The organism is Mesorhizobium sp. M0185, assembly GCF_040322175.1.
In the GTDB taxonomy this organism is placed as follows: domain Bacteria; phylum Pseudomonadota; class Alphaproteobacteria; order Rhizobiales; family Rhizobiaceae; genus Mesorhizobium.
This window is the reverse complement of record NZ_JAMYSY010000012.1, coordinates 31307-44717: the sequence shown is the minus strand read 5'-3', so window position 1 is coordinate 44717 and position 13411 is coordinate 31307. Positions and strand designations below refer to the sequence as shown.

Here is a 13411-nt window from a genome sequence, read left to right as displayed (position 1 = left end):
GGTGATTTGATCGATCGTGACAGCAAAGCCGTTTGCCCCCTCGTCCAATTCCCGCTAAGACGCCGCCGTTCATGCCAAGCTGGGAACCACGCCGATGACGGATGTCGCCGCCACCGCCGAAATGCAGGCCGCGCTGCTTTCAAGGGCGCTGCCCTATATGCAGCGCTACGAGAACAAGACGGTCGTGGTGAAATATGGCGGCCACGCGATGGGCGACATCGCGCTCGGCAAGGCTTTCGCCCGCGACATCGCACTTTTGAAACAATCCGGCGTCAACCCGATCGTCGTGCATGGCGGCGGGCCGCAGATCGGCGCCATGCTCAGCAAGATGGGCATCGAATCCAAATTCGAGGGCGGCTTGCGCGTCACCGACCAGAAGACCGTCGAGATTGTCGAGATGGTGCTGGCCGGGTCGATCAACAAGGAGATCGTCGCGCTGATCAATGCCGAGGGCGAGTGGGCGATCGGCCTGTGCGGCAAGGACGGCAACATGGTGTTTGCCGAAAAGGCGCGCAAGACCATGATCGATCCGGATTCCAACATCGAACGGGTGCTCGACCTGGGCTTCGTTGGTGAGCCTGTCGAGGTCGACCGCACATTGCTCGACCTCCTGGCGCGGTCCGAAATGATCCCGGTGCTGGCGCCGGTGGCGCCCGGCCGCGACGGCCATACCTACAACATCAACGCCGACACTTTTGCCGGCGCCATCGCCGGCGCCTGCCAGGCGACGCGCCTGCTGTTCCTTACCGACGTGCCCGGCGTGCTCGACAAGGACAAGAAGCTGATCGACGAGCTGACCGTGGCCGAGGCCAAGGCCCTGATCAAGGACGGCACGGTCTCGGGCGGCATGATCCCCAAAGTCGAGACCTGCATCGAGGCAATCGAGCGCGGCGTCGCAGGCGTCGTCATCCTCAACGGCAAGACGCCGCATGCGGTGCTGCTCGAGCTGTTCACCGAACACGGCGCCGGCACGCTGATCGTGCCGTGAGGCCGGGTGTCTCAGGGGCTCAAGCGTTTGGCGAAATAGCGGTCACGGACTGACGCGGCAGGCGTTCGACAACCATCGATTCTTCTTCCTCGTCTTGCGGCGCGCCCCAGAATTCGGCGAGCGTCGGGCCATTTTTCAGGCGGCGGTCGCGGACCAGAAAGCCCCAGACTTCGCGGAACCAGACGCGGCGGCCCATTTTTGTGTACCAGCGCATCGAATGCCGTTGCTCCGGATCCTTGTGGAACAGGATGCGCGCCAGCGCCTTGGGCCGCGACTGCACGGCCAGTTCGATCAGCTTGACGGCGAAGAACAGCATCCACGGCTTGAGGCGGGTCATCTGCAGGACCTGATGCTTGTAGTCCCACAGGCGGGCGTCCAGCTGGATCACCTTGCGGTCCCTGGCAATCCTGAAGAACGGCGTCCAGCGGTGCGGCGTTACATAGAGCGCCTGGATCTGGTCGGGGTCATAAGCGATCAGCTGGCGGAAGCCGCGCCAGAGGTCGCGCAAACTTTCGTCCTCGAAACCGGCCACCCAGGTCGCCATCGACAAGATGCCGTTGAGGCGCAGCAGCCGTATCGCCTGGCGGTCGGATGAGGTGCTGCCGCCCTTGCGGATCAACTGGAGCGTCTGCTCGTCGGTGTTTTCCATGCCAAGCAGCCAGCGGATGACGCCGGCCTGGCGATAAAGATGCAGGCTGTCGGCGTCGCGGACGATGTCGTCGGCGCGGGTGGAGCCGACGATCAGCACCGGCACATTCTCGGCGATCATCGCATCGAGAAAGGCGCGCCAGGCTTTTTTGGACGACGTCGGGTTCTCGTCGGCAAGGTTGATCAGCTCGACGCCATGCTCGCGGTATAGCCAGGCAATCTCCCGCGCGAACTTCACGGGGTCGCGGTGCCGCCAGCGCGTCCAGAAGCCGCGCTGGCCGCAATAGTTGCACAGATGCGGACAGCCTCGCGAGAACTGCATGACCACCGCACGCTTGCCTCCCCAATAGCTGTAGCGGCTGACATCGATCAGTTCCCAGCCGACGCGGTAGTCGTCGAGGTTGGCGATCGTCCTTGCCGGCTTGGTGGCGAAGGGCCGCCGCAAATCGTCAGGAAAGGCGATGCCCGCCACGTCCGAGAGCGGCTTGCGTTTCTCCAGCGCTTCGATCAGCGCGACGATGGTCGCCTCGCCCTCGCCGCGCACGATGAAGTCGAAGGCATGCGTTTCAGCCAGTATGTCGCGCCAATGATAGGTCGGAAACACGCCGCCATAAATCAGGATTGTCGCTGGCTCGATGTCCTTGACCATGTCGGCGATCAGCAGGGCTGTCGGATGTGCAGAGGTCGAGCCGGAATGGCCGATCAGAATGCAGTCGGGATGGTCGCTCAACGCGTCCCCGACCAGCGTGGCAAGCGCCATCGGCCCGAATTCGGCATCCACAAGCCGCACTTGATGTCCCGCGTCGATCAGCGGACCGCCCAGTGCCAGCAAACCGAGCGGCGGCAGATGGTCGTCCGGCACACGGCTGCCGATGGCGGTATGCGGCGGGTTGATCAAGACGATTTTCATGGCGGGCCTTATGCAATGGCGGTCCGCATGTCGTAGTCGGCGATCTAGTTCCGGAGATTGGCTTGCTTCAGCAGTTTGTGTGCAGCTTTTCCGCAGAAATGCCTATCGTCTGAGATGTGCAAGCGGCACATGGCCAGGCCCCTTGATGTTCTGCAGCACAAGCTGCGTGTGTACGTCGCGCACGCCTTCGAGCCGCATCAGCCGGTGCATGACGAAGGCATTGAGCTCGTCGACCGACGGCACCATGACATGCAGCAGGAAATCGTAGTCTCCAGTCATCGTCCAGCACGACGACACCTCGTCCATGCGCTGCACGGCGGCGATAAAGGTTTCGGGCGAGCCGTCGCTGTGGGTTACGAGGCGCACCTGGATGAACACTTCGACCATCAGCCCGACGGCGCGGCGGCTGAGCACCGCAGCAAAGCCCTTTATGATGCCCGCCTGCTGAAGGGCCTCGAAGCGCCGCGCGCAAGGTGTCGTCGACAGCCCAATCTCCTGCGCCAATTCGGAGACCGGCTTGCGCCCGTCGCGCTGCAGGATGTCGAGCATCTTGATCTCGAATTCATCAAACTGAGGCATTTTCACTCTCCCAAAGCTCGATCGTGGAGTCTTTTACCTCCAACCCCGCATTTGAGCCACCATCAAAGCTGATTTGCCTCGCGCCATCCCGCTAGAATTTCCGGCAATCCGCTGATCATGATTTCCAGGGAGAGCAAGCCATGACAATGAACGTTGCCGACTATGCCCGCGAATGCGCTGCGCGAGGCCTTCGCGGCGATTATTCGGTCTGCCGTACCGATTTCACCGTGGCGCAGGGCTACAATTATAGCGACGAAGAACAGGCGGTGTGGCGCACGCTGTGCGACCGCCAGACGAAGCTGACCAGGAAGCTCGCCCACCATTCCTACCTCGACGGCGTCGCGGCACTCGGTCTTCTCGATAAGATCCCGGATTTCGGTGCGGTCAGCGAGAAGCTGCGCAAGTTCACCGGCTGGGAGATCGTCGCCGTGCCGGGGCTCATTCCCGCCCAACCGTTCTTCGACCACCTCGCCAACCGCCGCTTCCCGGTCACCAACTGGCTGCGAACCCAAAAGGAGCTCGACTACATCGTCGAGCCCGACATGTTCCACGATTTCTTCGGTCACGTGCCGATCCTGACGCAGCCGGTCTTTGCCGACTTCATGCAGATGTATGGCAAAAAGGCCGACAGCGTGATTGCGCTCGGCGGCGACGAGATGATCACCAGGCTTTACTGGTACACCGTCGAATACGGGCTGATACGCGAGCCGGGCCAGCCGCTGAAGGCTTTCGGTGCCGGGCTGATGTCATCCTTCACCGAGCTTCAGTTCGCGGTCGAAGGCGGCGAGGCGCACCATGTCCCCTTCGACCTGGAAACCGTAATGCGCACCGGCTACGAGATCGACAAGTTCCAGCGTGCCTATTTCGTGCTGCCGTCGTTCGACGCCCTGCGTGATGCTTTCGAGACCGCCGATCTTGCGGCGATCGTGGCGCGCCGCAAAGGCGAGCCAGCGCTCGACCCGGCGAGCCTATAGGCTGTCGGTTATTTCCAACGCCTCGGCCTTCAGCCGGGCCAGCTGGTCGCGCTGAAGGTCGAGCGACGCCGTAACGAAGCGCAGGATCGTGGCGAGTTCAGTGTCGCTGAATGTGGCGATCACCTTTTCCCCCTCCTGCGCGATCGCGCCATAATAGCGCGTCGATAGTTCTCGCGTGAGTTCCGTCGCCTCTATGACCACCTTGCGCCTGTCCTCGAGGCTGCGCGTTCGTGTCAGCAGGCCGCGTGCCTCCAGCCGGTCGATCAGCGCGGTGACCGCGGCCGGCGTCAACCCTGTTGCGGCCGCGACCTCGCCAGCCGATCGCGGGCCGCCATAGAGCAGCGCCAGGCAATGGCGTTCCGCCATACTCAGCCCAAGCCTATCGCCCACTGCCTCGTCATAAGCCTGCGTCGCGTCCTGCCAGCCCATAATGGCAAGGCTGATGGCGGTCTTCATGTCGGCCCGATTCATGCTTAACGAATTTATTTCGATCATCTAACTATCAAACTGCCTAACATTATGGCTATTATAGTAATATGCTGCATCAGGCGCAAGGCAAGGCCTGTCGCAGCCTGCAAGGAGTGAAACATGAATCAGACCCCGACGCGCGGCCCACTCACACCGGCCGAGGAGTTCAAATATGCCAAGCTGGCGATGGACTGGTATGGCTGGGGCTCTCCCATTGGCCTTGGCATCGCTCTGGTGGCGCTGGCGGCGGCCGCCCTGCTGTTCCGCATCGCCATCTTTGGATTTTGACAGTCTGGCAGCGGCGCGGTTGAATGCAGCAGAAGGCTTAGGGCCGAGCTCAGGCGGCTTCGGAAATATCGCGGTCGATGATCGACAGATTGCGGCCGCGATGCTTGGCCTCGTAGAGCCGCTGGTCGGCGGCGCGCATTAGCTCCGACACTGCGGCGTCTCTGCCGCAGGTGATGCCGCCAATGCTGACTGTCAGCGGAACCGTTCGTTCGTCGACGGGCCGGAAACGGATACGCTCGACTTCACGCCGGATGCGCTCGGCGACGCGCCTTGCCTCGTGTTCGGTGGCACCAATCAGAAGGGCGCAGAATTCCTCGCCGCCGATGCGGCCAAGCACGTCGCCGCTGCGCACGCCACGCTCTATCGCGTTTGCGATCAGGAGCAGCGCATCGTCGCCGATAAGATGGCCGTAGCTGTCGTTGATGGTCTTGAAATGGTCGGCATCGACGATCAGCAATGCCCCGCGATCGGATTTGCGCCGGGAGCCGTCGAGAGCGGCAAAGAAACTTTCGCGGTTGAGCATGCCGGTCATGTCGTCGCGGCTCGCCTTTTCCGCCAAGCGCCTGTGCGCGGCGGCGAGTTGGGCATGGGCGCGGGCGAGCCCGCGATGCGCGGTCTGCAACCTTGCGCCCTGCCAGAACGTATAGGCGCCGACGCTCCAGGCAAGCGCGAGCGGGCACACGGTGGATGTCAGCCAGATGGTGCGATTGATCGGAAACCCCATTGCCGGCACGACGATCAGCGTCAGCAAAAGCGAGACCGCGACGGAGGCGAAAGCGATGGCGGCAGACTTTAGAAATATGCGATTCATCGCTTGCTCCCACTGGTCCGTCTTGGTTCCAGCAAAGCGCTGAATGTCACCTTTCGGCGATGCTTAAGATTTTAATCATGGCGCCATTTTTACCACCCAGGGCGCGCATAGGTTGTGGATAAACCTCCTGTTAGAAAGATCGTTTCGTGCCATAAGGACGTATGACCACACTTCCCGACCCCGCCCGCTTTGCCCATGTCACCGACTGGGTGTTCGATCTCGACAACACGCTTTATCCGCATCATTCGAATCTGTTCTCGCAGATCGATGTGAAGATGACCGCCTACGTCGGAGAATTGCTGACGCTGCCGCGCGAGGAAGCACGCAAGCTGCAAAAGGAGCTCTACCGCGAATACGGCACGACACTGAACGGATTGATGACGCGCCACGGCATCGACCCCGACGATTTTCTCGAGAAAGTGCACGACATCGATTATTCCTGGCTGGTTCCAGACCCCGTCCTCGGCACCGCCATTCGCCAGCTTCCCGGCCGTAAATTCATCTTCACCAATGGCGATCGCCGGCATGCCGAACGCACCGCGCGGCAGTTGGGCATTCTCGAGCATTTCGATGATATTTTCGATATCGTCGCAGCCGGACTGAACCCCAAGCCGGCGCGGCAATCCTATGAGAAATTTGCCGAACTCCACGCCGTTACCGGGCAAAATGCGGTGATGTTCGAAGATCTTGCCCGCAACCTGTCGGTGCCGAAATCGCTGGGCATGACCACAGTGTTGGTGGTGCCGCGCAATTTCGAGCCGACCTTCTCGGAAATCTGGGAACGCGACCCGGCCAACGAGGACGATGTGGACTTCGTCACCGACGACCTCGCCGGCTTTCTCACGGCGATCGTGGAAGTCCCTGCTTGAGGCAGCCGGCGCGCTTCAAGTCCTTGCTTGCATGTCAAAGTTTATAGAAGCGGCTGACGATCCCCCAGGCCTCGTCGGCAGTGTCGACGAAATCGATGATATCCTGGTCGCCGGGCGTGATCGTGCCTTGCTCGGCGAGGAAATCGAGGTCGATCGCCCTTGCCCAGAAGGCCTTGCCGAACAGGATGACCGGCACGCGTTCCATGCGGCCGGTCTGGATCAGGGTCAGCGTTTCGAAGAACTCGTCCATCGTTCCGAAGCCGCCTGGAAACACCGCAACGGCCTTGGCACGCATGACGAAATGCATCTTGCGGACCGCGAAATAGTGGAAGTTGAAGCAGAGTTCCGGCGTCACGTAGGCGTTTGGCGCCTGCTCGTGTGGCAGCACGATGTTGAGACCGATCGACGGCGCGCCAACATCGTCGGCGCCACGATTGCCGGCCTCCATGACGCCCGGCCCGCCGCCGGTCACCACGACGAATTCGCGATAGTACGAGATGGCCGACTGCTGCGAGCAGAGGCGGGCGAATTTGCGCGCCTCCTCGTAATATTTGCTGTTTTGCTCGAGGTTCTTCTTCTGCGTCTCGTTCTTGGCCGCCCAGGCTTCGCCGCCGGGCTCGGGAATGCGGGCGCCGCCGAACAGGATGACGGTCGATTGGATGCCGCGCTCGGCCAGGATCATCTCCGGTTTCAGCAGTTCGAGCTGCAGCCTGACCGCGCGCAACTCGCGCCGCGTCATGAAATCGGGATCGTTCCAGGCCAGCCGGTATGTCTCCGCGCGCGTTTGCGGCGTGTCCGGCACGCTTTTCGACCGCTCCAGATCCTCGTCCGAATGCGGCAGCGGCGTCCATCCCGCCTTTTCCATGGGAGTCATATTTGCTTTACCCGTCCAATCATTCACTTGCGCCGTCCCGTGACGCTGCCGCGATTGACCCTCCCCAAGCCTTCACATAGGGTCCGCGCGACTTTCAAACAGGTTAAGGCGCCGGCCCTTAACAGCTTGGTAATGGAGCGAATTCATGTCGAAGCCCGATCTCGCGAGCCTCGAGGAGATTATCGAGAACGCCTTCGAGGAACGCGACACGATTTCGACCGCAACCCGCGGCGAGACGCGCGAGGCCATCCAATCGGCGCTCGACCTGCTCGACCGCGGCGTCGCCCGCGTCGCCGAGCGGCAGGCCGACGGCAAATGGCATGTCAACCAGTGGCTGAAAAAAGCGGTGCTGCTGTCGTTCCGGCTTACCCCGATGGAGATCATAGAGGGCGGTCCCGGTCAGGCGGTATGGTGGGACAAGGTGCCTTCGAAGTTCGACGGCTGGAGCGCCGTCGATTTCGAGAAGGCGGGCTTCCGCGCCGTGCCGTCGTCGATCGTGCGCCGCTCCGCCTATGTCGCGCCCGGCGCCGTGCTGATGCCGTCCTTCGTCAATGTCGGCGCCTATGTCGACAGCGGCACCATGGTCGACACCTGGGCTTCGGTCGGCTCCTGCGCCCAGATCGGCAAGAATGTGCATCTGTCGGGCGGTGTCGGCATCGGCGGCGTGCTGGAGCCGATGCAGGCCGGTCCAACCATCATCGAGGACAATTGCTTCATCGGCGCCCGTTCCGAAGTGGTCGAAGGCTGCATCGTGCGCGAAGGCTCGGTGCTCGGCATGGGCGTCTTCATCGGCCAATCGACCAAGATCGTCGACCGCGCCACCGGCGAGATATTCTACGGCGAGGTGCCGCCTAATTCCGTCGTCGTCGCCGGCTCGCTGCCGGGCAAGCCTTTTCCAAACAACGAGCCCGGCCCCAGCCTCTACTGCGCCGTCATCGTCAAGCGGGTCGACGCCAGAACCCGTTCCAAGACATCGATCAACGAATTGCTGCGCGATTGATCTTTCCCCACGAATACGGACGGAATTCGCTTGCCTGACAGATCAGACCTCATCTGGCTTTTCTTCAGAACTTCGGGCCGCGTCAGCCGCGCGGCCTATTTTCTGGGAGGACTGCTGGTGGCCATCATACAGGCCCTCCCACTCTACCGTTTCACGCTGGTTCCGGAAGGCACTACCGAGAGCAACATGTGGTCGTTCATTTTCTTCATCGCCTTCATTGCCTCGCTTTGGTCGAACGTGGTGCTGGCGGTGAAGCGGTTGCATGACCTCGACAAGCCGGGTGTTGCGGCGCTGGTGCTGTTCGTGCCGGTTGTCTCGATCATCGCTTTTCTGGTGCTTTGCCTGTTTCCAGGGCAACCCGGCCCCAACCGCTACGGCAAGCGCACCAATGCCCCGGCTGAACCCTGAGCGCCGATCGGACATTTCGTCATGCGCTACCGCTCGCTTGATCCGAAACTGATCCTCGAAACCGCCGAACGGCTGGAAGGGCGCGTCGCCGAGCGCTTTCCCGATGCAGGCTTGCGCGGCGTCGCCGCCGAGCTCGTGTCGCTGTCGCGCGATCTGGCAAAGGCAGCCAAGGCGCTGGAGGCGCCGATCTGGTGGCTGCGCGGCCTCATCATCGCCGCCTTCATCGTCGGAGCGCTGATGTTCCTGTTCGTCGGCACAATCCTGCCGCTCGGCCGCATCTCGGGAAGCCACGATGCCTTCCAGTCAGTGCAAGGCATCGAAGCCTCCCTCAACATGATCATCCTCGCGGTGCTGGGCTTCCTGGCCCTGATTCGCTCCGAGGAGCGGATCAAGCGCAAGCGGGTGTTTCGCCAGCTCCACGGGCTGCGGTCGCTGATCCACGTCATCGACATGCACCAGCTGACCAAGGATCCGGCAACGCTTTCAGCCAGTTTCAAGCCGACTGCGCATTCGCCAGCCCGCATCACCAACGCCGCCGACCTTGCCCGCTATCTCGACTACTGCTCCGAGATGCTGTCGATCACCGGCAAGATCGCCGCGCTGTTTGCGCAGTCGGTCAATGACGCCGTGGTCATCGACGGCGTCAACGACATCGAGAACCTGGCTTCGAACCTCTCGCGAAAGATCTGGCAGAAGATCACGCTGATCGAAACCCCTCATGGGCAGCCGGCACGTGCGGCGAAGACCGATCCCGAGCCGGGTCCGCCGCGTCGGCCTGCAGTCCGCAGACAACCGGGGCCGGCAAGCTAAAACCGGCCATCCGGCGGCAGATCCGCTAGAGCGGTTCATCGTTTCGCAGAAACGCCGAACCGCTCTATCTTTTTGTTTTGACGCAATTCCGGACGGAAAACCGCTTCACACTTTTCCTGGAATTGCTCCAGAGCGGCGGAACGGGGAGTTCCGAAAGCCCGGTTTTGCGCCGGATGCTCTAAGCGAATGTTAATCACCCTGGCCCAGCATGCCGGCGAAGACTGTGTCGACCGGCACGGAGCGCTCGACTGGCAAGCGACCTATCCCTGATCACCAAGGAGCCGCGCAAAACGTGGAGCGCCGCCGCTCGCCTGTTTGCCTGGTTCTCTTCGCCGATGAAATTGGAACCGGAAGCTGTCCGCGCCCGGCTTCTCGACACGACCTTCGACCGCAAATTCGCAGTCCTGTTCGGCACCATCAGCGTTCTGTTGGTTGCAGTCAGCGCCGCTCTTGCCACCGGGGATTGGTGGCCCTACGCCTGGATTGCCGCCGACCTGATGCTTTTCACCGTCCGCGTTCTGCTGATGCGGGAATGCGAGCAGGCCCGCAGGCGCGGCTCGAAAGGGCCGCTGGCGGGCCTGATGGCGGCTAGCGGCGTCTGGTCGGTCGTTTTCGGCCTCGGCTGCTATGGCTGTGTTGCCAGCGGGAATATGGCGCTTTCCGTACTTGCCGCCTTGAATGTCGCAGGCGTCGTCGGCGTGGTGTCGTCACGCAATGCGGCGACCCCGCGCTTCGCCATATTCGTCATGTTGGTCGTAAGTCTGCCTTACGTGGTCGGTGCATTGTTTTCTGCGGCGCCCGGAATGCCGATCGTCGGAATTCAAACGCCGTTCTATGTGGCCGGCGGCATCATCGTGCTGCTTCAGAACCACGCAATCAATGCCCGCATGATCCGCGCCGAACTGGACAATCGCGACCTGGCCATCAAGGACGCGCTGACCGGCCTGCCAAACCGCATCTTCCTGCAGGAGAAATTGCGCGACATGTGCCGCGACCTTGCGGCGCCGGCCGCCAATGGCGGCCGTTTGCAGTGCTCAGCATGGATCTCGACGGTTTCAAACAGGTCAACGACCGTTTTGGCCACGCCGTCGGCGACGTGCTGCTACGCAAGGTAGCCGAACGATTGAAGCGCGGCTTCCGTCCGGGGGACGTGGTCTTCCGCATTGGCGGCGATGAATTTGTCATCCTTTTGCCCGCAACCTCGGAGATCGAGGCCACCTACCTGGCAAAACGGGCCATCGAAAAGGTCTCGGTGCCTTTCGACCTCGGGGTCGGTTCCGCCATCCATGTCGGCTTGAGCGTCGGCAGCGCCTTCGCACCCGCCGACGGCGGCGATCCGGAAATCCTGCTCACCTGTTCCGACCATGCGCTCTACGAGGCCAAGCGCACCGGCAAGGGCCGTTACTGGGCGCCTGTGCGGGCTATGATCCGACGGTCGCGACAACGGCTTCCGGCGTCTGGCAGGGCGATCCGCGCCTCTTCTGCTCGGCCACGCGCACCAGTGCCGTGACATGCTTCAGCAACGGCGCCGGCGTGCCGGCCTTTTCGGCCAAATGCAGGACCGCGCCTTGCAGTTCGCCGATCCCCGTCGGCCGGCGGCGCTGAAGGTCATCCCACATCGACGAACGCGCGGCAGGGTCGATGGCAAGCATCCGCCGCGCCAAGAACTTGAACAGCCAGTCGGGCAGGCGAAGCACTTTCGGCAGCAGCGCGGGACGCAGGCCGGCGATGCGAGCGGGTTCGATGCCCGTCGCCATCATTGCCGCCAATGCTTCGTCGATCTGGCCGGCCAGGATCAGCCGCCAGCGGCGATCGGCAAGCTCTGCCGCCAGCGGCAGGCCGGAAAGCGCCACCAGCGCGTTGTTGAGGTTGAGCAGCAGCTTGCCCCATAGCACCGCTTCGATGTCACCATGCGTGGCGACGGCAAAGCCCTCAACGTCAAGCAGTTCGTCAAGGCCTGTCGGACCCTGTTCGATCATCACCTTGCCGCCGCTGGCGCGGTGCAGACGAAGCGGCAATTCGCCCTCCGCCGATTGGACCACGTTGAACGGCACCATGCCCGCGAGCACCCGCCGGGCGGCGAGATTGGGCTCGCAACTTATCGGCATTGTCGACGCCGTTCTGCAGACTGAGTACCACCGCATCCGGTCGGGCATGGGCCGCAATAAGCCCGGCCATGTCCTGCGTCGCGCCGCTCTTGACCGTTACCAGGATGACATCGGCACTGGGGAATGCCGCGGCCGGATCGGCGGTGACCGACAATGCCTCCGGCTTGACGGATCGGTCGCGGCCATCACGGTCGGTGATGCGCAATCCACCTTTTTGCAGCGCCTTCTCGATGCGAGGCCGCGCCAGCAGAACCACCTTTCGCGTGGCAAGTATCAGGCAGCCGCCGGCGTAGCATCCGATACTGCCGGCACCGGCGATTACGATTGTCTTGCCACGCGTGACCATGCGATGGCCCTGTCCTGGTCGAGAGGCCTTGCCGCAACTATACGGCATGAAAACCATAATGTCGGCGGCATGGCTGGCCCTTATGTCTGGCCGTGACAGGCCTTGCGCTTTCGACTATCGCTTTTGCCCATGACGCTGCCTACCGATCCGACCAGAAATCTGGCTGCTCTCATCCGCTGCGCTTCCGTGACGCCCGCCGAAGGCGGTGCGCTGAGCGCGCTGGAAGAAATGTTGAAGCCGCTCGGCTTTGCCGTCGAGCGCCCGGTGTTTTCCGAATCCGGCACACCTGACATAGAGAACCTTTACGCGAGGCGTTCCGGCAACGGCCCGCATCTGATGTTTGCCGGCCATACCGATGTCGTGCCGGTGGGCGATGAAACAGCCTGGACGCACCCGCCCTTTGCCGCCGACATCGCCAATGGCGAGATGTTCGGCCGCGGCGCCGTCGACATGAAGGGCGGCATTGCTTGTTTTGTCGCGGCGGTAGCGCGACACATCGCGCAGAAGGGCGGCCCGAAGGGGTCGGTCTCGCTGCTGATAACCGGCGATGAGGAAGGTCCGGCGATCAACGGCACGACGAAACTGCTCGAATGGGCGGCCGCCAAAGGCGAGAAATGGCATGCTGCGATCGTCGGCGAGCCGACCAATCCCGACGCGCTCGGCGATATGATCAAGATCGGCCGGCGCGGCTCGCTCTCCGGCACGGTCGTCGTCAACGGCCGCCAGGGCCACGCCGCCTATCCGCAGCTAGCCGACAACCCGGTGCGCGGCCTGGTGACGCTGGTCGACGCCTTGCTTCACCCCGTCTTCGACAACGGAACAAGGGATTTCCAGCCGACCAACCTTGAGGTCACCTCCATCGATGTCGGCAACCCTGCCACCAACGTCATCCCAGCGAAGGCGGCGGCTACCTTTAATATTCGCTTCAACGACACATGGACCGCCGAGACGATCCAGGCCGAGATCCACAACCGCCTCGACCGGGCGGCGAAACGCAAGAAATACCGCGCCGGCAAGAAGACGCCGGTCGACTACGAGATCGTCTGGCGCGACGGGCCGAGCCATGTTTTCCTGACACGCGACGACAGGTTGATCGAGACGCTTGGCGGCTCGATCAAGGCGGTGACCGGCAGGAAGCCGGCGCTCTCCACCTCCGGCGGCACCTCCGATGCCCGCTTCATCAAGGATTATTGTCCGGTGGTCGAATTCGGACTGGTCGGCAAGACCATGCACATGGTCGACGAACGCGTGGCGATTGCCGACCTCGAGACGCTGACGCAGATTTATCTGCGCTTCGTTGAAGACTGGTTTGCGCAGGACATATCCTAGT

General features: G+C 62.4%; 15 protein-coding genes and 1 pseudogene. 10 read left to right on the top strand and 6 right to left on the bottom strand.

Going from position 1 to position 13411, the window contains the following annotated elements; all coding sequences use genetic code 11:
• The first annotated feature begins 94 nt into the window (after nt 1–94).
• Nucleotides 95–988, top strand: coding sequence for an acetylglutamate kinase (argB, locus tag NKJ20_RS12265; RefSeq protein ID WP_023677482.1), 894 nt, complete (start codon nt 95–97; stop codon nt 986–988).
• A gap of 19 nt (nt 989–1007) precedes the next feature.
• Here argB and bchE read toward each other — a convergent pair whose 3' ends face one another.
• Both bchE and NKJ20_RS12255 read right to left on the bottom strand, forming a co-directional pair.
• On the bottom strand, nt 1008–2546 hold the full coding sequence (gene bchE / locus NKJ20_RS12260; protein ID WP_352744291.1) for a magnesium-protoporphyrin IX monomethyl ester anaerobic oxidative cyclase: 1539 nt from the start codon (nt 2544–2546) through the stop codon (nt 1008–1010).
• A gap of 102 nt (nt 2547–2648) precedes the next feature.
• On the bottom strand, nt 2649–3125 hold the full coding sequence (locus NKJ20_RS12255) for an Lrp/AsnC family transcriptional regulator (RefSeq protein ID WP_023677481.1): 477 nt from the start codon (nt 3123–3125) through the stop codon (nt 2649–2651).
• A 140-nt stretch (nt 3126–3265) separates the two neighbouring features.
• Between NKJ20_RS12255 and phhA the strand changes: the two genes are divergently transcribed.
• Nucleotides 3266–4099 carry a phenylalanine 4-monooxygenase gene (gene phhA / locus NKJ20_RS12250; protein WP_352744289.1) on the top strand — a complete coding sequence of 278 codons (834 nt, stop codon included), beginning with the start codon at nt 3266–3268 and terminating at the stop codon, nt 4097–4099.
• Here phhA and NKJ20_RS12245 read toward each other — a convergent pair.
• Nucleotides 4094–4594, bottom strand: a complete 501-nt coding sequence (locus NKJ20_RS12245; protein ID WP_352744287.1) for a MarR family winged helix-turn-helix transcriptional regulator — start codon at nt 4592–4594, stop codon at nt 4094–4096. The two genes, phhA and NKJ20_RS12245, sit on opposite strands and share 6 nt — an antisense overlap.
• Nucleotides 4595–4687: 93 nt before the next feature.
• Here NKJ20_RS12245 and NKJ20_RS12240 point away from each other — a divergent pair, with 93 nt between their 5' ends.
• Nucleotides 4688–4855: a hypothetical protein gene (locus tag NKJ20_RS12240; protein ID WP_352744285.1), complete on the top strand. Its 168-nt coding sequence runs from the start codon at nt 4688–4690 to the stop codon at nt 4853–4855.
• 49 nt (nt 4856–4904) lie between these two features.
• Here NKJ20_RS12240 and NKJ20_RS12235 read toward each other — a convergent pair whose 3' ends face one another.
• Nucleotides 4905–5666 (bottom strand): GGDEF domain-containing protein, encoded by a 762-nt coding sequence (locus tag NKJ20_RS12235; protein ID WP_352744284.1) that lies wholly within the window; start codon nt 5664–5666, stop codon nt 4905–4907.
• 161 nt (nt 5667–5827) lie between these two features.
• Between NKJ20_RS12235 and NKJ20_RS12230 the strand changes: the two genes are divergently transcribed.
• Nucleotides 5828–6535, top strand: coding sequence for a pyrimidine 5'-nucleotidase (locus NKJ20_RS12230; protein ID WP_023677476.1), 708 nt, complete (start codon nt 5828–5830; stop codon nt 6533–6535).
• A gap of 34 nt (nt 6536–6569) precedes the next feature.
• On the opposite strand, the gene NKJ20_RS12225 is transcribed toward NKJ20_RS12230, so the two are convergent.
• Entirely contained in the window at nt 6570–7409 is an 840-nt protein-coding gene (locus NKJ20_RS12225) for an LOG family protein (protein ID WP_352744281.1), read from the bottom strand.
• Nucleotides 7410–7554: 145 nt separating this feature from the next.
• Here NKJ20_RS12225 and dapD point away from each other — a divergent pair, with 145 nt between their 5' ends.
• The 5 genes from dapD to NKJ20_RS12200 all read left to right on the top strand — a co-directional run bounded on the left by dapD (nt 7555) and on the right by NKJ20_RS12200 (nt 11137).
• Nucleotides 7555–8409 carry a 2,3,4,5-tetrahydropyridine-2,6-dicarboxylate N-succinyltransferase gene (gene dapD / locus NKJ20_RS12220; protein WP_352455975.1) on the top strand — a complete coding sequence of 285 codons (855 nt, stop codon included), beginning with the start codon at nt 7555–7557 and terminating at the stop codon, nt 8407–8409.
• A 30-nt stretch (nt 8410–8439) separates the two neighbouring features.
• A complete protein-coding gene (locus tag NKJ20_RS12215) occupies nt 8440–8817 on the top strand; it encodes a DUF805 domain-containing protein (protein WP_023677473.1) in 378 nt (125 codons plus the stop codon).
• A gap of 21 nt (nt 8818–8838) precedes the next feature.
• The gene (locus tag NKJ20_RS12210) at nt 8839–9627 is read left to right on the top strand and encodes a hypothetical protein (RefSeq protein WP_352744278.1); all 789 of its coding nucleotides are present in this window, start codon (nt 8839–8841) and stop codon (nt 9625–9627) included.
• A gap of 335 nt (nt 9628–9962) precedes the next feature.
• Complete coding sequence (locus tag NKJ20_RS12205) at nt 9963–10742, top strand: hypothetical protein (RefSeq protein WP_352744275.1); 780 nt, start codon at nt 9963–9965, stop codon at nt 10740–10742.
• Nucleotides 10667–11137: a GGDEF domain-containing protein gene (locus NKJ20_RS12200; RefSeq protein ID WP_352744272.1), complete on the top strand. Its 471-nt coding sequence runs from the start codon at nt 10667–10669 to the stop codon at nt 11135–11137. Before NKJ20_RS12205 ends, NKJ20_RS12200 begins: the two co-directional genes overlap by 76 nt.
• Here NKJ20_RS12200 and NKJ20_RS12195 read toward each other — a convergent pair.
• Nucleotides 11049–12081, bottom strand: a pseudogene (locus NKJ20_RS12195) (2-dehydropantoate 2-reductase). The gene NKJ20_RS12200 and the pseudogene NKJ20_RS12195 sit on opposite strands and share 89 nt — an antisense overlap.
• Before the next feature lie 129 nt (nt 12082–12210).
• Between NKJ20_RS12195 and dapE the strand changes: the two are divergent.
• Complete coding sequence (gene dapE / locus NKJ20_RS12190; protein WP_352455971.1) at nt 12211–13410, top strand: succinyl-diaminopimelate desuccinylase; 1200 nt, start codon at nt 12211–12213, stop codon at nt 13408–13410.
• Nucleotide 13411 lies beyond the last annotated feature (1 nt).

Coding starts and splice junctions, on each gene's coding strand:
- dapD (WP_352455975.1), top strand. CDS start 7,555: ATGTCGAAGCCCGATCTCGCGAGCCTCGAGGAGATTATCGAGAACGCC.
- NKJ20_RS12235 (WP_352744284.1), bottom strand. CDS start 5,666: ATGAATCGCATATTTCTAAAGTCTGCCGCCATCGCTTTCGCCTCCGTC.
- NKJ20_RS12240 (WP_352744285.1), top strand. CDS start 4,688: ATGAATCAGACCCCGACGCGCGGCCCACTCACACCGGCCGAGGAGTTC.
- NKJ20_RS12230 (WP_023677476.1), top strand. CDS start 5,828: ATGACCACACTTCCCGACCCCGCCCGCTTTGCCCATGTCACCGACTGG.
- NKJ20_RS12205 (WP_352744275.1), top strand. CDS start 9,963: ATGAAATTGGAACCGGAAGCTGTCCGCGCCCGGCTTCTCGACACGACC.
- NKJ20_RS12245 (WP_352744287.1), bottom strand. CDS start 4,594: ATGATCGAAATAAATTCGTTAAGCATGAATCGGGCCGACATGAAGACC.
- NKJ20_RS12255 (WP_023677481.1), bottom strand. CDS start 3,125: ATGCCTCAGTTTGATGAATTCGAGATCAAGATGCTCGACATCCTGCAG.
- bchE (WP_352744291.1), bottom strand. CDS start 2,546: ATGAAAATCGTCTTGATCAACCCGCCGCATACCGCCATCGGCAGCCGT.
- phhA (WP_352744289.1), top strand. CDS start 3,266: ATGACAATGAACGTTGCCGACTATGCCCGCGAATGCGCTGCGCGAGGC.
- argB (WP_023677482.1), top strand. CDS start 95: ATGACGGATGTCGCCGCCACCGCCGAAATGCAGGCCGCGCTGCTTTCA.
- NKJ20_RS12225 (WP_352744281.1), bottom strand. CDS start 7,409: ATGACTCCCATGGAAAAGGCGGGATGGACGCCGCTGCCGCATTCGGAC.
- NKJ20_RS12210 (WP_352744278.1), top strand. CDS start 8,839: ATGCGCTACCGCTCGCTTGATCCGAAACTGATCCTCGAAACCGCCGAA.
- NKJ20_RS12200 (WP_352744272.1), top strand. CDS start 10,667: ATGGATCTCGACGGTTTCAAACAGGTCAACGACCGTTTTGGCCACGCC.
- dapE (WP_352455971.1), top strand. CDS start 12,211: ATGACGCTGCCTACCGATCCGACCAGAAATCTGGCTGCTCTCATCCGC.